16 protein-coding genes and 1 pseudogene are annotated in these 19,563 nt (G+C 38.1%); 7 read left to right on the top strand and 10 right to left on the bottom strand.

Annotation, left to right across the window (positions count from 1 at the left end; translation table 11 throughout):
* Window positions 1-8: 8 nt before the first annotated feature.
* Complete coding sequence (locus ANA7108_RS0118660; RefSeq protein WP_026104300.1) at window positions 9-644, bottom strand: hypothetical protein; 636 nt, start codon at window positions 642-644, stop codon at window positions 9-11.
* A 742-nt stretch (window positions 645-1,386) separates the two neighbouring features.
* Here ANA7108_RS0118660 and ANA7108_RS0118655 point away from each other — a divergent pair.
* The 5 genes from ANA7108_RS0118655 to ANA7108_RS0118635 all read left to right on the top strand — a co-directional run bounded on the left by ANA7108_RS0118655 (window position 1,387) and on the right by ANA7108_RS0118635 (window position 7,751).
* The gene (locus ANA7108_RS0118655) at window positions 1,387-1,719 is read left to right on the top strand and encodes a DUF565 domain-containing protein (RefSeq protein ID WP_016952333.1); all 333 of its coding nucleotides are present in this window, start codon (window positions 1,387-1,389) and stop codon (window positions 1,717-1,719) included.
* Between the two features lie 23 nt (window positions 1,720-1,742).
* A complete protein-coding gene (locus tag ANA7108_RS0118650) occupies window positions 1,743-2,780 on the top strand; it encodes a hypothetical protein (RefSeq protein ID WP_016952332.1) in 1,038 nt (345 codons plus the stop codon).
* 88 nt (window positions 2,781-2,868) lie between these two features.
* Entirely contained in the window at window positions 2,869-5,868 is a 3,000-nt protein-coding gene (locus ANA7108_RS0118645; protein WP_016952331.1) for a response regulator, read from the top strand.
* Window positions 5,869-5,899: 31 nt separating this feature from the next.
* Window positions 5,900-6,919, top strand: coding sequence for a diguanylate cyclase domain-containing protein (locus ANA7108_RS0118640; protein ID WP_016952330.1), 1,020 nt, complete (start codon window positions 5,900-5,902; stop codon window positions 6,917-6,919).
* A 151-nt stretch (window positions 6,920-7,070) separates the two neighbouring features.
* Window positions 7,071-7,751: a phosphatase PAP2 family protein gene (locus ANA7108_RS0118635; protein WP_016952329.1), complete on the top strand. Its 681-nt coding sequence runs from the start codon at window positions 7,071-7,073 to the stop codon at window positions 7,749-7,751.
* 292 nt (window positions 7,752-8,043) lie between these two features.
* On the opposite strand, the gene ANA7108_RS0118630 is transcribed toward ANA7108_RS0118635, so the two are convergent.
* On the bottom strand, window positions 8,044-9,492 hold the full coding sequence (locus ANA7108_RS0118630) for a YdiU family protein (RefSeq protein WP_016952328.1): 1,449 nt from the start codon (window positions 9,490-9,492) through the stop codon (window positions 8,044-8,046).
* Between the two features lie 69 nt (window positions 9,493-9,561).
* A complete protein-coding gene (locus ANA7108_RS0118625) occupies window positions 9,562-10,137 on the bottom strand; it encodes a GNAT family N-acetyltransferase (RefSeq protein WP_016952327.1) in 576 nt (191 codons plus the stop codon).
* A 255-nt stretch (window positions 10,138-10,392) separates the two neighbouring features.
* Between ANA7108_RS0118625 and bioB the strand changes: the two genes are divergently transcribed.
* On the top strand, window positions 10,393-11,397 hold the full coding sequence (gene bioB / locus ANA7108_RS0118620) for a biotin synthase BioB (protein ID WP_026104299.1): 1,005 nt from the start codon (window positions 10,393-10,395) through the stop codon (window positions 11,395-11,397).
* A gap of 60 nt (window positions 11,398-11,457) precedes the next feature.
* Here bioB and petL read toward each other — a convergent pair whose 3' ends face one another.
* Entirely contained in the window at window positions 11,458-11,550 is a 93-nt protein-coding gene (gene petL, locus ANA7108_RS29035) for a cytochrome b6-f complex subunit PetL (RefSeq protein ID WP_015215383.1), read from the bottom strand.
* Between the two features lie 190 nt (window positions 11,551-11,740).
* On the opposite strand from petL, the gene aroB reads away from it, so the two are divergent.
* Window positions 11,741-12,835, top strand: a complete 1,095-nt coding sequence (gene aroB / locus ANA7108_RS0118615) for a 3-dehydroquinate synthase (protein WP_016952325.1) — start codon at window positions 11,741-11,743, stop codon at window positions 12,833-12,835.
* Between the two features lie 867 nt (window positions 12,836-13,702).
* On the opposite strand, the gene ANA7108_RS0118610 is transcribed toward aroB, so the two are convergent.
* The 6 genes and pseudogenes from ANA7108_RS0118610 to ANA7108_RS0118580 form a co-directional block, all read right to left on the bottom strand.
* Entirely contained in the window at window positions 13,703-14,314 is a 612-nt protein-coding gene (locus tag ANA7108_RS0118610) for an exopolysaccharide biosynthesis protein (RefSeq protein WP_016952324.1), read from the bottom strand.
* Window positions 14,315-14,353: 39 nt separating this feature from the next.
* Window positions 14,354-15,229 carry a lipid kinase gene (locus tag ANA7108_RS0118605; protein WP_016952323.1) on the bottom strand — a complete coding sequence of 292 codons (876 nt, stop codon included), beginning with the start codon at window positions 15,227-15,229 and terminating at the stop codon, window positions 14,354-14,356.
* A gap of 680 nt (window positions 15,230-15,909) precedes the next feature.
* A complete protein-coding gene (locus tag ANA7108_RS0118595) occupies window positions 15,910-16,242 on the bottom strand; it encodes a hypothetical protein (RefSeq protein ID WP_016952322.1) in 333 nt (110 codons plus the stop codon).
* 118 nt (window positions 16,243-16,360) lie between these two features.
* Entirely contained in the window at window positions 16,361-17,470 is a 1,110-nt protein-coding gene (locus ANA7108_RS0118590) for a sodium-dependent bicarbonate transport family permease (protein ID WP_016952321.1), read from the bottom strand.
* Between the two features lie 85 nt (window positions 17,471-17,555).
* Window positions 17,556-17,825 (bottom strand): annotated as a pseudogene (locus ANA7108_RS29030) (SulP family inorganic anion transporter); the annotation flags it as partial.
* 777 nt (window positions 17,826-18,602) lie between these two features.
* Window positions 18,603-19,445, bottom strand: a complete 843-nt coding sequence (locus ANA7108_RS0118580; RefSeq protein ID WP_016952318.1) for a nitrate ABC transporter ATP-binding protein — start codon at window positions 19,443-19,445, stop codon at window positions 18,603-18,605.
* Window positions 19,446-19,563 lie beyond the last annotated feature (118 nt).

Below are 19,563 nucleotides of genomic sequence, written 5' to 3'. Positions count from 1 at the left end.
AATACCAATTATGGAGTTAGTAGCAATTGCCATTCTTTGGTTTGGGAATTCCATTTGGGTGAGGAAGTTTCCCCAATAACATAAGGTCCCCAATAGCGTCGAGAACCATCTTGGGCAAAAGCCACTAAAATATCTCCCTGTTCTAGTTTTAGATTACCCTGTGGCAGGGATAAAATTAAACCTTTCTGACTACCTTCTTGGGGAGCAAAATCCCAATGAGCCGGAATACTATACTTGGTTTTGGGCTGGGAGGAGTTTTTTACTGCTGACTGTTGCGCTAATAGGGCTAAACGTACAGGCTGATTTGTTTGATTGCTCATTCGCAAACTGCCTAAGTTTTTGCTTTTATTAGCGGAGTCAACTTGATATGCTAAGACATGAGATGAATTTTCTGGAATAGGTTTTTCTAATTGCTTATTTGGGCTATTTGTGACATTAGCTGCACTACCAGATATCACTTCTTCTGAAGTAGCAGGTACAGATATTGTCTGTTCTAAGGTGGAGGTTTGTTGAGGGATTTTTGATGATGATGTTGGTTTATCTGACTCAAATGATACACTCATGTCCAAGCATCCCATGATTATTCCTAGTAGTCCCAATGCACAACCCACAATAGCGAAGTTACGATAGATGGAAAATTTCATAATTATACTTTTAGAGATATGATTTTTATTAGCTTTAACGTCAGGGTAGCTCATAATTCTCAATGAGAATTAAAGCGTGTTCTCTATATTAGGTATCGTGATAATGAAGAGTATCTATGTTAATAAATCTCTTATATAGGTTACAGAACATAATTTTTGACAGTCAGATATTACTGCTAACAGAGTCTATGGTTAACTAGGTGGGCGTAAAAAAATATTAATATAGACTTGACCCCAATCCTTTCCCTGATAGGTAAAAGGAGATATTTGGAGAGAAGTCTTAATATTTAATTAAGCCTATCTACTTTAGTCCGTTTCTGATTTAGAAGCCTAGTTTCAGCTTGGATAGTTCACGCTTTATATTTAAGATAACTCTGGAAGGCTAGAAGATACAACCCTAGAGGAGAGTAATCTTTGGAAAATTTTCCTGACTCAAAATATTGTTTGTATTATTTTTGATGTACACTGAAAACTCAAGAGTTATTTATAACAACATTAAATAAGCTTAGAGGTTATTTGAAAAGTATTAACATAATTTTCTGCGGTTTTCCTCCCTTGTCTACCTTGTCGCCCAAGTCTTGCCCTCACAAGAATGTAAAAAACCTACACCTGTCAGGTAGGGGGGTGGTGAGAGGTTTACCAGAGGGGTTTATTTATACATTAAAAACTTTGAAAACATCCTCTTAGACTGAATGAGAGCGAAAACTAGTAGCTAATTTAATTTTACCCCCCAGTCTCGTTCATGCAAAATACTCGTCTTAATAATTTATTAGATACCATTGCTAGGAACTTGGGGCAATGGTTTATCAATCCTTGGCGGCGATTATCACTATTGTTAATTAGTTGGTTGTTTGGTTTTTTTATGGGATCTGTGGTGTCTACTACTGCTGGACAAAAGGCTGAATTGGATGTTGTGGCAGCTGCTGTTTTAGTCTTGATGACGGAAATTACCAGTAGACTATTTTATAGTCGTAGCTTTTTTGCGAAACAGGCGCTTTGGGTAGAAGCACTTAATTTTTTCAAGGTTGGTTTCATCTACAGTCTATTTTTGGAAGCCTTTAAGCTGGGTTCGTAGTTTTTTGGTTATTAGTGCTAATTATGACTATTGGTTGGTTAAATGAAATTTTGATGTCCGGTGGCAAGGATGAGTCTTGGCAAGTTTTAGCGTCCGAAGCTGAATTAGTAGATTCTTTGAGAGCAAAAGTATTTGATATTACCTCTGAAAATGTTTCCCAAGTCATTCAAGAGCGATCGCACTTACTCAATCTATTTTTACCCACTTTTAGCCAATTTTGCCAAAATGAACTAAACATCCCCCATCATTCTATGATACAGGTGCTGTGGGATTTATGGCTACCTTTGGGAATCAAACTAGCGTCAAGTCGCAAAGATTTGGGTAGACCTCTGATTCAGGGGATTTTGGGTGGACAAGGTACTGGTAAAACCACAATGTCGCGGGTTCTCAGTCTGATTCTCCAGCAGTTAGGATACCGGACTTTGAGTTTGTCTTTGGATGACTTGTACAAAACTTATAGCGATCGCTTGGCTTTAATGCAGCAAGATCCCCGTTTGATTTGGCGAGGACCACCAGGAACCCACGATATCGACTTAGGTTTAAGTTTACTTGATCAGCTTCGTCAAGGCAAGAGTCCTGTGAGTGTTCCCCGCTTTGATAAATCTGCTTACTCAGGTGCTGGCGATCGCACTACCCCAGAAGTTATCACATATGTAGCAGATATTATCCTGTTTGAAGGCTGGTTTGTTGGTGTGCAACCAATTGACCCAGAATCTTTTACCACCGCACCAGATCCAATTATCACAGATGAAGACCGAGTTTTTGCTCGTGACATGAATGATCAACTCAGAAATTATCTCCCACTTTGGCAACGTTTGGATAGTTTAATTGTCCTCTATCCTACTGATTATCGCTGTTCTTTACAGTGGCGTAAACAAGCAGAAAAGCAAATGATTGCGACTGGGAAGACAGGCATGACTGATTCAGAAATAGAAGAATTTGTCAAGTATTTTTGGCGAGCATTGCACCCAGAATTATTTATCAAGCCTTTGATAACATCTCACTTGGCTAATTTAATCATCAAAATTTCCCCTGAACACGCAATTAAAGCAATATATTAGGACTCTTGTTGGATTTTAACATCCTTTATTTTTTGGGATTTTTTCTTCAATGGTAAAATTGTAATATTAAAAACTCAATCAAAGATATATGAAAAATTCAGATATTAATATAGAACAAAAGTTTGACACTACTGACTGTGATCAAGAACCAATCCATATCTCTGGACATATTCAGCCACATGGTATTTTACTCACATTACAAATACCAAATCTGAAGATTTTACAAGCTAGTGAAAATACCAATCATTTTTTCGGAATTTCCGCAGAATCTTTACTTGGTCAAGATTTAAGTTGTTTATTATCTCAACAACAATTTCAGACAATTGCTAACTCTTTAAATACAGAAGAACTATCTATTCATATATTAAAAATAAAATCCCCTAATCAAAAAAAATACCCTGTTTTTTTAGGAATTATTCATCGTTCTGACAATGTGTTAATTCTAGAAATGGAACCTCATTCTACTCATAATAACACACATTTACTTATACATATTAATCTGCTAAAAGAAGCAGTATCTAACATCAGTAACACACAAAACTTACCTCAACTATCACAAACTATCGTCCAAGAAATTAGAAATATAACCCATTTTGACCGGGTGATGGTTTACAGATTTGAATCAGACTATAGTGGTGTTGTTATTGCTGAAGATAAGCAAAATCATCTAGACAGTTATTTAGGACTACATTATCCTGCTTTTGATATTCCCAATCAAGCCAGACAACTTTACTACCAAAATTTGCTGCGAGTCATCCCAGATGTTAATTATCAACCTGTCAAAATTATTCCCACAAATAATCCTGTTACAGATACACCCCTTAACTTAAGTCATTCAATATTGAGAAGTATCTCATCATGTCATCTAGAATATTTGCAGAATATGGGTGTTGCTTGTTCGATGTCCATCTCTCTCATTCAGGAAAATAAGCTTTGGGGTTTGATTGCTTGTCACCATTATTCAACTAAATATGTTGATTATGAGACTCGCAAAATTTGCAAAGTCATTGGTCAATTTGCTTCTATTGCATTAATTAATCAACGGGAACGGTCATTAAATTTCTATCGTCAACAAGTCAAATTAATTCAAGAACAATTAAATCATAATTTAACCAATGAATTAGATTACATTGGCAATGTTTTTCAACGTAATGAATCAAGTTTATTAAATTTACTGAGAGCTACTGGTGCTGCCGTCTTATTACAAGGACAATTAATCTTAATTGGTAAGACTCCCTTAGAAAAAGATACAAGACAGTTAGTAGACTGGATCATGAATCAAAAGAATCAACAAGAGATTTTTTACACAGATTCTCTCACAGAAATATATCCAAATGCTACTAATGTTAACAATATAGCCAGCGGTATTTTAGCGATTTCTATTGTTATACACGAACGTTCTTATCATATCATTTGGTTTAGACCAGAACAAATTCAAACTGTGAATTGGGCAGGGAATCCTCACAAGGCAATATCTATTAACTCAGATAATAACCAGTACCTCACCCCACGTAAATCCTTTGAACTATGGAAACAAACAGTTAAAGATAAATCACTCCCCTGGCAAGCATTTGAAATTGAAGTAGCACAAGAAATGAGAAATAGTCTGATGCTGGCCGCATTAGAATTTTCCCAACTAGCATTACAGCAAGCAGCTGAACAAGCAGAAATTGCCAACCGTGCTAAAAGTCAATTCCTAGCTCAAATGAGTCATGAATTAAGAACTCCACTCAATGCTATCTTGGGTTTTACTCAAATATTAAACCGCAATAGCTCATTATCTGAAGAAGACCAAGAAAATTTAGACATTATTAGTCGTAGTGGTGAGCATTTACTGGCTTTAATTAATGACGTTTTAGAAATGTCTAAAATTGAAGCAGGTCAACTCACCCTCAATGAAGTTTATTTTGACTTACATCGTCTAATTTACTCAATTCAAGAAATGTTTACCCTCAAAGCCACAGATAAGGGCATAAATTTAATTACTGAATTCAATCCGAAGGTAAGTCAATATGTTTATGGAGATGAAGGTAAGCTCAGGCAAATAATCATTAACCTCATAGGTAATGCTATCAAATTTACTATTTTTGGTCAGGTTTCTATCAAGGTTTCTTATCCCCTAAACTATACTTTTTCAGCCATAGAAACAGGCAAAATAACTGTTGAATTTAAAGTTGAAGATACTGGGACAGGTATTGCTGATGAAGACCAAGAATTAATTTTTGAAGCATTTTTACAGGCTAGAAGTGGACGACAGTTTATGCAGGGTACTGGCCTGGGACTAGCTATTAGTCGTCAATTTGCTAGACTCATGGGAGGTGATGTGAAAGTGTACAGTATTTTAGGTGAAGGAACAATTTTTACTTGTTGCGTTCAACTTACTGTCGCTAATAACATCGATGTGATCTCTCCCATCCAAAATATTAAACGAGTAGTTGGACTAGAACCAGGACAGCCGAACTATCGAATCTTGATTGTTGAAGATATTATAGAAAATCGGCAACTACTTGTCAAACTGCTGAAATATGTTGGTTTTGATGTATGTGCAGTCAACAATGGTTTAGAAGCAATTGAAATATATAAAGAATGGCAACCTGATTTAATTTGGATGGATATACAAATGCCTGTGATGAATGGATATGAAGCAACCAAGCAAATTCGATCTATGAGTCAAGGTAAAAAATTGACGATGATTGCTCTGACTGCAAGTGCTTTTGAAGAAGATAAACAAGCTATTTTACAAGTTGGTTGTGATGATATTGTTGCCAAGCCGTTTCAAGAAAATATTCTCTTTGAAAAAATGGCACATCATCTCAATGTACGCTATGTCTATTCCGATCAAACTCATCAACAAAATCGTTCTAAACTAGATCATCAATTAATCCAATTAACTAAATCTGATTTACAGATTATGTCTCCTAATTGGATTGCTCAAGTTCATGAAACAGCACTCGTGCTTGATGAGACAAAACTACACAAACTTTTTCAACAAATTCCACCAGAACACCAGCAAATAACTGATACACTAGAAAATTTAGTTGATAATTTCCATATAGAGACAATTATTAGTCTTACTTCTCCCCAATAAAATACCAATAAAATACCAATAAAATAAAATTATGCCTTTATCAAGATATTACAACCATGAAAACCTGGGACTGATTTTGATTGTTGATGATAACCCAGATAATCTTAGACTACTATCTAAGATGTTAGAATCAAAAGGGTTTAAAGTCAAGAAAACTGTCAGTGGAAAAGTTGCAATTCAGGCATCAAAAATAGAACCTCCTGACTTAATTCTACTTGATATTAATATGCCAGAAATAAATGGCTATGAAGTTTGTCGGCAATTAAAAGATCAAGAAGAAACTGTAAATATTCCCATAATTTTTATTAGCGCTTTGGACCAAATTGTAGATAAAGTGAAGGCGTTTGAAATGGGTGGAGTAGACTACATTACCAAGCCTTTTCAAGAGTTAGAAGTATTAGCGCGGGTAAAAAGTCAATTGAGACTTTATCAGCAACAGCAGCAACTTATTGAACAAAATTACCAATTGCAGGAAGAAATAAAGGTACGTCGAAGAATGGAAGAAGCTTTGCTGTCTGCTAATCAACAACTACAACTTTTTGCTCTTTTAGATGGATTGACAGGAGTTGCCAACCGCAGGAAATTTGATGATTATTTAAATTTAGAATGGCAACGACTTGCCCGTGAAAAACTACCTCTATCTCTATTATTATGTGATGTAGATTTTTTCAAAAATTATAATGATACTTATGGTCACTTAATGGGAGATTATTGTTTACAGCAAATTGCCAAAACACTAAGATTATTAATTAAGCGTCCAGCTGATTTATTAGCACGTTATGGAGGAGAAGAATTTGTCATAATTCTCTCCAATACAGATTTTCATGGGGCTATATATCTAGCTGAAGAAATCAGACAAGAGGTATATAATCTCAAGATTACCCATGCTAAATCTAGAGTTGATAACTTTGTAACTTTGAGTATAGGAGTTGCAACTATTTTTCCTAATTTGGAGATTGCTACAAATAGCTTCATTGAAATTGTTGACAAAGCACTTTATGCAGCTAAAGCCCAGGGAAGAAACCGGATTGTATCTGAAAATTTAACGTGATTAGACACAGGAGAAAAGGAAGAGACAAACTACTAGCCGCATAACCTTAGGGTATTATGAGAATTTTGATAATTGAAGATGACAATCGCATTGCTAAACCTTTAGCTGAGTATTTAAAACGACATATTATAACGATGAATAATATTAAATTATGCTTCGACAAATTTCTAATTTCTGGTTGCGTCATCTACATCCTCGTTTAGCTTCCTTAATTGCCACAATTGGGATTGTTGGACTTGCTAGTTGTCTGCTTATACTTTTTGTTTTAGCAAAACTAGCTGAAGAGGTTTTGGAAGGAGAAACTTTTGCTTTTGATACTACTTTTTTATTATGGCTACATCATTTCGCCAATCCAAGTTTAGATCATTTGATGCTGTTTCTGACAAATCTTGGTAATCCTATTACAGTGGTTATAGTTGCATGTATTACTGTCTTATTACTTTGGTGGCGAAGTTATCGAGAAGAAGCGAAAGTTTTTGTAATTGCTTGCTTGGGAGGATTAATTTTAAATACAGGGCTAAAGTTGTTTTTTTCTAAACCTCGCCCTGAACTTTGGCATCGTTTGATTTCGGAAAAATCTTTTAGTTTTCCTAGTGGTCATGCACTAGGTTCTATGGTGCTTTATGGTTTTATTGCTTACGAATTGGCAACTCACTATCCTCATTTTTCCAAAGTTATTTACAGTTTGACGGTTATTTTAATTGTTGCTATTGGTATCAGCCGTTTATATTTAGGAGTCCATTGGCCGACAGACATAATTGCTGGTTATGGAGTTGGTTTTTTGTGGTTGATGATATGTATTACGATGCTTAAATTGCAAAGATTAGGGTAACTCAGAAATTTGATGTAATTTCATTAGCGGTGAGATTGAGTCCTGTACCTCCTGCTTTGAGACTAATGAGAAAGACATCCCCAAGCTTCTTTTTCTAGAGAATCGCGGATAATGTGCAAATAGTCAACGATATACCGTCATTTACTAGTACAGCACGGCGTAAATAAACTAACCATTCTAAATCTCCGACAATCCTATGCTGTCTTCGTTTTGACTTTTGACTTTTGACTTCCGCCCTGCGGTACTAGTCGTCAGCTTCTGCGAGGGAATGAGAAAAATCACCAATCATCTGTTATTGGAATTGCTGAACTAAATCATAAAAAGGTTGCCAATTATCTTCCTGGGCGATAGGTTCCCAAATTGATTCAATTACAGGTCTTAATAATGCTGTTTGCGGATTATATTTAGCTAGAGTTTGGGCAATTATTTCCATTTCATGGGGATCAAAATGATTGAGAATTTGATGATACATCAAACACCAATTATCAAAAATTGCTGATGTTCCCAAAGCAGGAGTAATCACGGAAGAATTCATCACAAATGCGGGTTCGTCTCGCCATTTACTATCAAAAGTGCGAGCCATATCTGAGAAAAATTGATGATAACCAATTTGGCTATCTTGTAAAAAAGTAATAGTTAGTTGCAAAAGTTCATCAGCTTCAGCAAATTGCAAATCTTCAAATCCCAACTTTTTCAACATCAGATTTCGATATTCAGCCAGATAATATTCGGCAAATTTAGATAAACCATTTTGCAAATCACCGATATCAATTATTGCCTTTAAGGGTTCTTGCAGCAATTCTAAATTCAGTTTGCAAATCCCTGGCTGCTGACTGTAACAATAGCGTTTATAATAATCAAAATATGCCGCAGTAAAGGATAGATCATAAGTGGGAATAAAGGCGTATGGACCATAGTCAAAACTCTCACCAGTAATCGACATATTATCAGTATTCAGGACTGCATGACAAAAACCAGCAGCCATCCACTGGGCTACTAGTTCGGCTACTCGCTTCACTAATTCAGCATAAAATAAGGCATATTTATCATGTTCAGAATTTAGATGTTGATAATAAGTTTCAATGACATGATCTAGCAGCTTTTTGGTTAAATCAGGACGCTTTAAATAGTGGAGTCTTTCAAAACTTCCAAACCGGATATGGGATTTACTCATCCGTATCATTACTGATGACCGAGTAGGTGAAGGTTCATCACCTCGCCACAGGTCTAAACCTGTTTCAATCATACTCAGACAGCGTGAGGTTCTCACACCTAAGCGGTTGAGTGCTTCTGCTGCTAGAACTTCCCTGACTCCACCTTTAAGGGTAAGCATTCCGTCACCACCACGGGAGTAAGGTGTTGTCCCAGAACCTTTTGTACCAAAGTCGTATAATTCACCATCAGTTCCCCGTACTTGTCCATAGAGAAAGCCTCGACCGTCACCTAAACGTGAGTTGTATTCACCAAATTGATAACCGTGATAACGCAGTGCTAATAAGGGTTTGCGTTCTTTAAATTTACCAAAAGCTGTGATAAAGTCTTCATCTTTGACTATTCGGGAATCTAGTCCTAAAAGTGGGAGTAGTGCATTATTGCGCCAACGCAGAATATGTTGGGGAAATTCTGCTGCTGTAACTTCATCATAGTAGTCGCTACCTAGAGATTCTAAGGCGCTTTCGTAGTTAAGGGTGAGTAAAGGATTACTAGAATTGGTATGATTTGGAGTTTCAGCCAGAGTCATTATCAGCAAATTTTAATTGATCTTCTTTTAATCTTACATCTCTACAATTTTTTTTACAGCTATGCCTATTTAGAAATGCTGTATTTTCCAGTGAGGATTAGTGAGACTGGTGAGAATATGATCCTCCCATTTATTATTAATTAATAAATAGTCTCTGGCATATCCTTCAATGACAAAATTGAGTCTTTTGAGTACGTTACCACTCCGGCGATTATGGGGCATATAATTAGCCATGATCCGATGAAAATTTAATTGTTGAAAAATATATTCAGTTCCGGCTTTTAGGGCTTCTGTCATATAGCCGTTACCTTGTGCATTTTCTGCTAGAGTATATCCAACATTGCAAAAATTAGCGGCTCCCCGGATAAAATTACTAAAGTTGACAGTACCAATAATTTGTTGGGGATATTTTTGGGTAGAAATAAATAATTTTAATGAATAGTCATTAATGAATTCAAAACACTGTTTTTCTATCTGGTCTTGCCAATATTCTTCGGTAAAAAAGCCATCAATCCAAGCTACACAAAATGGAGTAAGATAAGTTTTATTTTTGAGAAAATAATTGATGATTTCAGGTGTATCCTTGGGAGTGGCTATTTTTAGTAACAGGCGCTCACTTGTAATTAATGGTAGTTCTGATTGCATAAGCTACATTATTCAGAATATGTCTCTTACTAACACGCTTGAGATGTTATAACTTGTTTGATTAGGAAGGAAAGTCTACCGATGGCTTATGTTGCAGTCTGAGTCTCAATCCCCTTTGAAAATGTCTTCGTGTCTGTGCATCTCTTGCTTAAATTTTGAAGTTTGAAGGCGGCTGCACTTAACTGAATTTTTTTGTGAAAAATCGTGATGGTATTATAGCATTTATTGATAAATCCAATCTATAAAAGGATGATGATGGTGGGAATACGCTACAATTGGCAGCAAGCAGAGATTTTGGACATCTACAATACACCATTTCTAGAGCTTATTTATCAAGCTGCTAGTGTGCATCGCCAATTTCATGATCCAAAACAAATACAAGTCTGTAAACTAATCTCTATTAAAACCGGGGGTTGTCCAGAAGATTGTAGTTACTGCGCCCAGTCTTCTCGCTATAAAACCGAGGTAAAGCCGGAAGCACTGTTAGAAAAAGCAACGGTGATGAATATTGCTAAGAAAGCCAAAGAAATCGGTGTGAGTCGCGTTTGTATGGGTGCGGCTTGGCGGGAAGTGCGGGATAATTCCCAATTTGAGCAAGTTTTGGATATGGTGCAGGATGTCACTGCTATGGGTTTAGAAGTCTGCTGTACTTTGGGAATGCTGAGTGCAAATCAGGCGAAACGCTTAGAAGATGCAGGATTGTACGCGTATAACCATAATTTGGATACTTCTGAAGAATATTATAGTACTGTGATTACTAGTCGGACTTATGGCGATCGCTTGAATACAATTGAAAATGTCCGCCAAACTAATGTTACTGTCTGCTCTGGCGGCATTCTCGGTTTAGGCGAAAGCGTCGAAGATCGTGTAGGAATGTTGTACACTCTCTCCAATTTACAGCCACATCCAGAATCTGTACCTATTAATATTCTCTCACAGGTTCCCGGTACACCTTTGGAAAATCAACCCGAAGTCCCAATTTGGGAAGTGGTGCGAATGATTGCTACTGCTAGAATTGTTATGCCTCAATCTGATGTGCGTTTAAGTGCCGGTAGGGCAAAACTCTCCCAAGTAGAACAATCTTTATGCTTTATGGCGGGCGCTAATTCCATCTTTTCCAGTGATGATCACAAAATGTTAACAGTGACAACGCCCTGTCCTGATTATGACGCTGATCGAGAAATGTTGAATTTGCTGGGTCTAGAAATGCGTCCACCATTTCAAAAGCAGGAAAAAATGCCTACGGCTGTGACTGTTTAAATCCCCCCCACCCCCTAAAAAAGGGGGCTTAATAGGGTTTTCGGGTAAATTAACCAGGGATTAGATGATCTTGGCAGAACGCAGACCGAACAGCAAACCGACGGCTACACCCATGAACACGCCTAAGAATACAATATATTCAACTACAGCCATTTGTGTTTCTCCACATTAGTTACTTATTTATATTGAATCATTAATAATTCGTAATTCGTAATTCGTAATTCGTAATTCGTAATTCCTAATTCCTAATTCACAAGAATTCTTTCTCAGTCTCCAGTAAAGAGTCCCCAGTCGCCAAACTGCGGTAAAATACGCGGACGAGTGATTATATTGGGGTTTTTGAATGACTTCTGTAATTAAAGTAGATATACCAGACAATTCTTATGAGATAACTGTTGCACCGGGGAGTTTAGATAAACTAGGTGAACAGATGGCCAGCTTGCAGCTAGGTAACAAAGTTTTGCTGGTTTCTAACCCGATGATATTTAAATATTATGGTGAAAGAGCGATCGCATCTCTGAAAAATGCCGGCTTTGAAGTCACAAGTTACAACCTGCCGCCAGGAGAACGCTATAAAACTCTTAACTCTATTCAAAAAATCTATGATATCGCCCTCGAAAATCGCCTAGAACGTTCCTCTACAATGGTGGCTTTGGGAGGAGGCGTTGTTGGTGATATGACTGGGTTTGCAGCTGCTACATGGTTAAGGGGAATTAATGTTGTCCAAGTTCCTACCAGTCTCTTAGCAATGGTAGATTCAGCAATTGGTGGTAAAACCGGCGTAAATCATCCCCATGGTAAAAACTTAATTGGCGCATTTCATCAACCGCGCCTAGTTGTCATTGACCCAGAGGTCTTAAAAACTCTGCCAGCAGGAGAGTTTCGGGCGGGAATGGCGGAGGTAATCAAGTACGGCGTAATTTGGAACGCTGAATTATTTACCCAATTGGAAGCGAGTAAACACCTTGACCAACTCCGCTATGTAAAATCCGACCTGATAAATTACATAATAACCCATTCTTGTCAAGCGAAAGCAGATGTTGTCAGCAATGATGAAAAAGAATCTGGATTACGGGCAATTCTTAACTATGGTCACACTATCGGCCATGCTGTAGAAAGCTTGACAGGGTATCGTCTGTTAAAACACGGTGAAGCTGTGGGAATTGGTATGGTAGCAGCTGGGGAAATTGCCGTAAAATTGGGGTTGTGGTCACAAACAGACACAGAACGTCAAAATGCCTTAATTAAAAAATCTGGTTTACCAACACAATTACCAGCAGGTTTAGATATTGAGGCGATTATTGATGCTTTGCAATTAGATAAAAAAGTCAAATCCGGTAAAGTGCGCTTTGTTTTACCAAGCCAAATTGGTGAAGTGAAAGTTACTGACGAGGTGACATCAGATCATATTCGGCAAGTATTGCAGAAAATCCAATAATCATTAAACATAGGAGTGAAAATTAAATATGCGTTTCCGAGAACCCTTGTAGCCCACATTCCGCACCCTGGGGTGTCACATAGTATTATCACTTAATTCTCTCTTGATTTTTGGATATAAATTATGCCTTATCGACATCATGTATCCGTTAATTCATTGAGATGTGGTATACAATACATCCTCATATCATCACAAAAAAGAGTAAAAACCGATTGTGACAGTTGAGGGTGCGGAAGATAGGTTGTAGAGACTTTCCATGAAACGTCTCTACTTTTCCAGAGATGTCTATTTTGTACTCACATCTTGCATCTAGAAAAAGGCGATATAAATGCGATTAACCTACGCGGACTCAGGAAAAATTTAAGTTTCCCAACCAGCGTAGGGTTAATTTACACATTTGAGAGACTCTCTCTTCAATTCATCCTGATTAAGCCAAAACACAGACGGAAGGATATATACCTTAATTGACTAACTGCCCTCAGAGTGGAAACTGGGGGTTTAACTCAACATTTTTCTAAGTTCTATACAATAAATTGTTTGACTAACCGAAATCTTCCGGATATGGTCAGAACTCAGATGGATAAGAAAATAGTAGATGCACCTTAATTTAGATTATATCCCTCAGCTTTTAGTTGGGGGTTTTATTTTAGCAATTTTTAGATTGCTTAATTATGAATTTTTCTGATTCAGAAAAGTTTTCTAACAAGCAGAATTTTTCCGAATAGAGACGAAAAATCAAGATTTTTGGCTTGATTTACTTTTCCTCAGTTTTTATCCTGAGTACCTCATATTAACAAATTACAACCAATAATAGTATGTATTTTTGTAACAAACTTCATTTATCTAGAGCTATGTGATTCACTGACATTAGCTAGGCGCAAAAATCCTAGGTAGCAAATTGGGGGCTAACCACAGTGCATAACCAATAAACCCAAATAACAAGGTAGTCAAGGCTGTAAAAATATAGCTAATAGACATCAGTAAACCGTCAGACTCAATAGTGGCAGCTACCAAAAGTAATATGCTGACAGTGGGGATAGGATTGGTAAAAGGAATGGGTAAAATTAGCAATATCGTCAACCAAGAGATACAAAGCCCATTTAATTGCCAAGTCCAAGGATGATTTGCTATTCTTGCCAATCGGGGACGGGCAATTTTCTCTAATATCCTAGTTACCAGATGCAAATTTTTTAAGATAATCTGAGCAAAGGCGCGAGGAAACTGGTAGTTAGCGATTTTTCTGGGCAACCAGGGCGATCGCCTACCTAACACCATTTGCAATGATAATATTAAGCAAGCACCACCAAATGGTCCAGTCAGCCCTGGTGGCATCGGAAACAAAAACGGCAAAACTAATAATGCAATAACTAAGCTAAAACCCCGTTCGGAAGTTTCCGTCAGAATATGACCTAGAGTCAGTGGCTGTTGGGCTAAACGTTGGAGTAAAGACTTAATGTCTTGAGAAAATCTCAAATGCATTTTGTTGCCAGGTGATAGGAATGTCCGCACATAGATAGATTATAGTCGTGGCACCAAAACACCTATAGCTTTAGGAATCACACGAAACACAGCGGGAGTATGTGTAGTTATTTCACCATCTGTATTTATAGGGCGAGGTTTACGAGTGTATACTTCAATTTCCTGCCCTTGTATAGCGCGGACATTCTGCCAATGTATATGTCTGCCTTGGCGCATTGACGGCAGTAAAGGTATGATTTCCCACCAATGCTTAACTTCTAAACTATAAAGATCCAGTCTTTGGTCATCTATCATAGCATCATGAAATACAGCCATACCACCACCATAATAGCGACCATTGCCTACAGCAATTTGTACAGTCTTGACGTGAACTGATTGGTTATTGATGCGAATTTCTGCACTAAAAGGACGGGATTTCCAAATTACTTGCAATGCAATAGCAGCATAGGCAAATATTCCCCAGCGCCGTTTTACTTCTTTAGTTAATTGTTGAGTAATTTTTACACTCAAACCCAAACTAGCAACATTAAAAAAATACTTACCATTTACCCAACCTAAATCAATTCGTCGCAACTGCCCACCGGCAATAATTTGACAAGCTTCCGGTAAAGAGTTAGGAATTCCTAAAGTTCTAGCCAAATCATTAGCAGTTCCCAAAGGTAAAATCCCCAAAGGTAATTGAGTATCAAAGATAGCATCTACAGCAGCATTAAGAGTACCATCACCACCACCAACAATTACCAAATCAATTTCCTGTTGGTAACGACGGATAATATCACCTAAATTTTTTGGGTTTTCTGTAGATTCTTGAATTACATGAAAACCAAGCGTCTCCAAACAATGAATAGCTTCCAAGAGGCGTTCTTGTCCTTGACGGGAATGACGATTTACTAACAGCAGTGCGCGGGGATTCATGGGACGTACCTTTTGTAGTTTAGATGTCTGGATTCTCCATGTCTTTCGACCTTGCTAGAATTTTAATCTTAAAGTTGGGTGAAGTGATCAACTCTTCTGTATGTCTTATAGCATATAAAAGACAATAACCTGGAATTCTTTAGCAATGCTGAGGTCTTGTTATTTATGATATTAGTGGTTAGGAAATTGAGGTATCAATCGGTTTAGCAAAACTATCAACTAAAGCTACTGCTTGCTTGAGTGCTTCCTTACGGTCTACCATCAAATGATGAGGAGGTAACAAACTCAAAACGCCTAAATTTTCTAACCATTTTTTGAAATTATTAGTCTCACTTATAATTTAAGTCTTCAACATCTATAGGACTGGTATTTGATTTTTGAAATTATCTCTGTAGAGAGGGAACAGGGGAAGTGTAAGGAGCGTTTTTCAAGAATCAAATATGATTCCTATAAGTAGTCGTGCAAAATAAATTGTACATTTAGGAGAGGGAACAGGGAACAGGGAACAGATAAGCACTATAGGGATTTTTATTTGTTCCGAAAATATTCAATTAATTTTGCTCAGGTACTTATTTCTATTATCTGTTAACTTCTGTGGTTGATATCATTTAACCTTTTGAGTAACGACCACAAAAAAGCCGGGGTCATGCCCCGGCTTTTTAAATCTGCGTCGTTTCGACTCAACAGCCGTCTGGCCCACAGAAATGTCTTCCGTACAGTACCTCTGCTTCACAGATATAGATAATGCCCGCATAATCGGTGAAAAAGTTCACCGCGACCAGATCCGCAATCTTTTCGGCCATCTCCCGATTTTCGGTGAGTACCTCGAACTTTACATTTGAATCGGTGTCGGAAGTGCTGGGTTTACCAGTAGAGCGCACGTTGCGACTACCTTTACCTCCAGTTTCCACCACCGTATAACCGGTCGCCCCGCATTCATCAATGATCTTGGCGACCTTTTTGATCAGAACCTTTTCCGTGACGATGACGAGCTTGTTGGCACGCTTCGACATATTGCTTACCTCCTTACTTACGTAAATTGATATTATATATTTTTGTTATTCAAACCCAATACTAAGTTGCTTAGTCTGCCGGTTCAAGGAGCGCCAACAGACCACGAACCTTCTGGGATTAGCCGCCTATCGCTTGGGCAAGACCGATAAAGAAAGGTATACACACACCAATCGCAATTGGCGTACCGACCGCTGTGGACGCACCTATATAGGCGGATGGATTGGCGGACGGGATACCGGCTCGCAACGTGGGCGGACCTGAGATGTCTGAACTAGAGGAAGCGATGACAGCCAGGATAACGACACCGCCCATGCTGAATCCCGTGGCGTAGTGGGCAATCATACCTAGACCGAAGGCGATTGACCCATGTATAAATGGTGCGATCACACTATACACAACGTACCACTGGGCGACCTTACGCAGTTCGCCAATCCTTGACCAAGCCTCCATACCCATGACCAGCATCAGGATCGAAAGCAAACCACGAAAGGCGGGAGAGTAGAAGCTTTCATAGACACTTTCTGGTCTGGTAAATAGGCCAAGAGCGAGGCCTAACAACATTGCCGATAAGGCCGGACCCCGGAGGCTTTCTTCGATGATCGGCCATATCTTGACCCGATTATCCCCAGGATCTTTCTGCTTACTGAGATACTCCTGCCGAGTGCTAGGATAATCACCAGCCGCAACGGGCTGCTTGCTGAAAGCCTCCTGCATGGTAGAGTCGTTTGCTTCTTTACGCTTCTTCTTATTGAGATAAATGTTGGCTATGACAATCGCAGTTACGAGTGCTGGGATATCCATGAAGGGATAGAGTGCGCCAGCCCATGCTTCGTATTGGATCTTTTGTTCTTCCAGTAGTGTTAGGGCAGCAGCCATAGTAGAGCCACTCACCGCACCAAACAACCCCCCAGTGGCGATCGCATCCACTGTTTTAACCTTCGGCAGCTTGGCCAATGTATAGCGGGCAATGAATACAATCACAACCCCTGTGACTACAGAAAACAATGCGGGTAACAATACCTCCGTCAGATTGGAATTACGGATCGCAATTCCACCGGTCAGACCGATTTTGGTAAGCAGCATGAAGACGATGATCGTACAAACAGCCTCTGGAATTACTAATTCGGTACCAAGGGCAGCAATGATCATCCCACCAATCAAAAAGCCGAGTGTTGGGGACTGCAACTGCTTAACAAAGTCCGTGAAAAATAAGGACAAAAAATCCACGAATGCCTCCTTCTCCCCGAATGAGGAGTATTGTAATAAATGAACTTTAAAGAGTTAAAAAAAGTAAGAGTGAGGTGCTTCACTCATTTTCTGGATCACGTGCTGTTAGAGAACTGATAATAGCAGTAATAACTACAGTCATCGGACCTGTGGGTTCAGAAATGAGGGTAGGTGTACCACCAAATCAGGCAGCAAAAAAGCCTGCACACACAGCACCATAAAGACCGCCTACAGCACCAGCACCGGAAGCGACACCGAAGGCTAACGCTAATGGTAGAAAGACAATGGTAGCTGTGACACCATCGAAAATATCGCCGCGTAAATTGCGAAAATGAATGGTATTGGTTATTTGCATGAAAGGGAAATAAATAATGTGGGGAGACAAAAAATTTTTCGCTGTTGACTTACAAGCATTTAGCCAAAACAAAATACCTTTTTTCAAATGCAACCATGATAATTTGGCAATCAGAATCTTCGGTAACAACGCAAATTTTAGTTACCCAGTTTATGATGAGTTGAAAATATTAGTGTTGGCTAATTTTGGTTGATGTAAGCCAGAAAATCTCAGCTGTTAAAATTACAAATAAATCTCGTTTATTAACAGCCTTTGCAGTTTTATGTGGGGGGGGAGATAATATATTAATGTTGATCTAATATATTTGTTGACAATATTTAAGTTTTATGGAATTAATGTTTTCAAAATTCATTTGTAAATGCTCCTCAAGTATTGCTTAATTGTGCTTTCAAAACAAAATACAGCAAAAAGAAAAATATCTTGCTGGCTTTATAATTGCTTTGCAAAATCTACATAAATTGTGATTTAAGGTTTTACTCAAGGTGAAACCTTGGCTAACCTGGTACACAATCACGCAAGATTGTGTAATTTTAGGCGTTTGACCTGGAACTTGGCTCAACTGTTTGATTAAAAATAGCATACAGCCTTTGCGGTCTAAAAAATTAACGCAAAGGCATGAATTATTAAATAAATATTAGATACTTGATATAGAAAAATACTTATACATCTTTGAAAAATTCCCTGTGTTAGTCAATGTATAAGATTCTATTTATGATAGCTCTTATTTAGACATGAAGTAGTAGGAAATAGGCGAACTTAAGTTCGCCAACTTTTTTACTAACCGACATCATCATGGGCAAAACGGTTAAATAGGAAGTCTAGCGCGTAGTTACGGAGTTGATAATATTGGGGATCTTCCATAATTCTAGCTCTATCCCGTGGTCTACCAAATGGAATTTCCATCACTTCCCCAATTTTGGCATGAGGTCCATTAGTCATCATTACTAACTTATCAGCCAAAAATAAAGCCTCATCAATATCATGAGTAATCATCAACACGGTGCAGCGGTTCTCATTCCAAATTTTCAACAATTCTTCTTGTAACTCTTCTTTGGTGATAGCGTCCAAAGCCCCAAAAGGCTCATCTAAAATCAATACTTTAGGACGAATAGCCAAAGCACGAGCGATAGAAACCCGCTGTCTCATACCCCCGGACATTTGCATAGGTTTCTTCTCCATTGCATCAGACAGTCCCACCATTGCTAAATGTTCCCGGACAATAGCACGTTTTTCTGCTTCTGGTTTGGTGGGATAAACTGCATTTACAGCTAAATAAATATTTTCAAATGCAGTACGCCAAGGTAATAAAGCGTAGTTTTGAAAAACCACCATTCTATCTGGTCCAGGTTTAGTAATAGCTTGTCCTTCTAATAATACCTTTCCCGTGGTAGGAGTATTAAAACCAGAAACCATATTTAATAACGTTGACTTACCACAACCAGAGTGGCCAATTACACAAATAAATTCACCCTTTTCAACTTCTAAATTGACACCATCAAGCACTGTAAATGGTCCGGTTTTAGTGGGGTAGACTTTACAAACATCTTGAATTTGTAAAAATGGTTGATGGTTATTAATTCTGGTAGATGATTTGGTAGTAGTTAGGGTACGGTTTTGCATTGTTTGGGAATGGGGATAGAGTTTTTATCAAGCAGAGAGGCAGAGGTATAAAAAAAGAAAGGAATATTTTAAGCGGCTGTTTTACTCGTTCCCAGTCTCAGACTGGGAATGTTATTAA

It is taken from the genome of Anabaena sp. PCC 7108 (assembly GCF_000332135.1).
Lineage (GTDB): Bacteria > Cyanobacteriota > Cyanobacteriia > Cyanobacteriales > Nostocaceae > Anabaena.
The sequence above is the reverse complement of the archived record's forward strand: the minus strand, read 5'-3'. Positions and strand labels throughout refer to the sequence as shown.

Excerpts from the sequence above, each read along its gene's own strand:
- ANA7108_RS0118650 (WP_016952332.1), top strand. The coding sequence starts at position 1,743 with ATGACTATTGGTTGGTTAAATGAAATTTTGATGTCCGGTGGCAAGGAT.
- ANA7108_RS0118605 (WP_016952323.1), bottom strand. The coding sequence starts at position 15,229 with ATGAATCCCCGCGCACTGCTGTTAGTAAATCGTCATTCCCGTCAAGGA.
- ANA7108_RS0118595 (WP_016952322.1), bottom strand. The coding sequence starts at position 16,242 with ATGTCGAAGCGTGCCAACAAGCTCGTCATCGTCACGGAAAAGGTTCTG.
- ANA7108_RS0118625 (WP_016952327.1), bottom strand. The coding sequence starts at position 10,137 with ATGCAATCAGAACTACCATTAATTACAAGTGAGCGCCTGTTACTAAAA.
- aroB (WP_016952325.1), top strand. The coding sequence starts at position 11,741 with ATGACTTCTGTAATTAAAGTAGATATACCAGACAATTCTTATGAGATA.
- ANA7108_RS0118630 (WP_016952328.1), bottom strand. The coding sequence starts at position 9,492 with ATGACTCTGGCTGAAACTCCAAATCATACCAATTCTAGTAATCCTTTA.
- ANA7108_RS0118580 (WP_016952318.1), bottom strand. The coding sequence starts at position 19,445 with ATGCAAAACCGTACCCTAACTACTACCAAATCATCTACCAGAATTAAT.
- ANA7108_RS0118610 (WP_016952324.1), bottom strand. The coding sequence starts at position 14,314 with ATGCATTTGAGATTTTCTCAAGACATTAAGTCTTTACTCCAACGTTTA.
- ANA7108_RS0118635 (WP_016952329.1), top strand. The coding sequence starts at position 7,071 with ATGCTTCGACAAATTTCTAATTTCTGGTTGCGTCATCTACATCCTCGT.
- ANA7108_RS0118655 (WP_016952333.1), top strand. The coding sequence starts at position 1,387 with ATGCAAAATACTCGTCTTAATAATTTATTAGATACCATTGCTAGGAAC.
- bioB (WP_026104299.1), top strand. The coding sequence starts at position 10,393 with ATGGTGGGAATACGCTACAATTGGCAGCAAGCAGAGATTTTGGACATC.
- ANA7108_RS0118645 (WP_016952331.1), top strand. The coding sequence starts at position 2,869 with ATGAAAAATTCAGATATTAATATAGAACAAAAGTTTGACACTACTGAC.
- petL (WP_015215383.1), bottom strand. The coding sequence starts at position 11,550 with ATGGCTGTAGTTGAATATATTGTATTCTTAGGCGTGTTCATGGGTGTA.
- ANA7108_RS0118640 (WP_016952330.1), top strand. The coding sequence starts at position 5,900 with ATGCCTTTATCAAGATATTACAACCATGAAAACCTGGGACTGATTTTG.
- ANA7108_RS0118660 (WP_026104300.1), bottom strand. The coding sequence starts at position 644 with ATGAAATTTTCCATCTATCGTAACTTCGCTATTGTGGGTTGTGCATTG.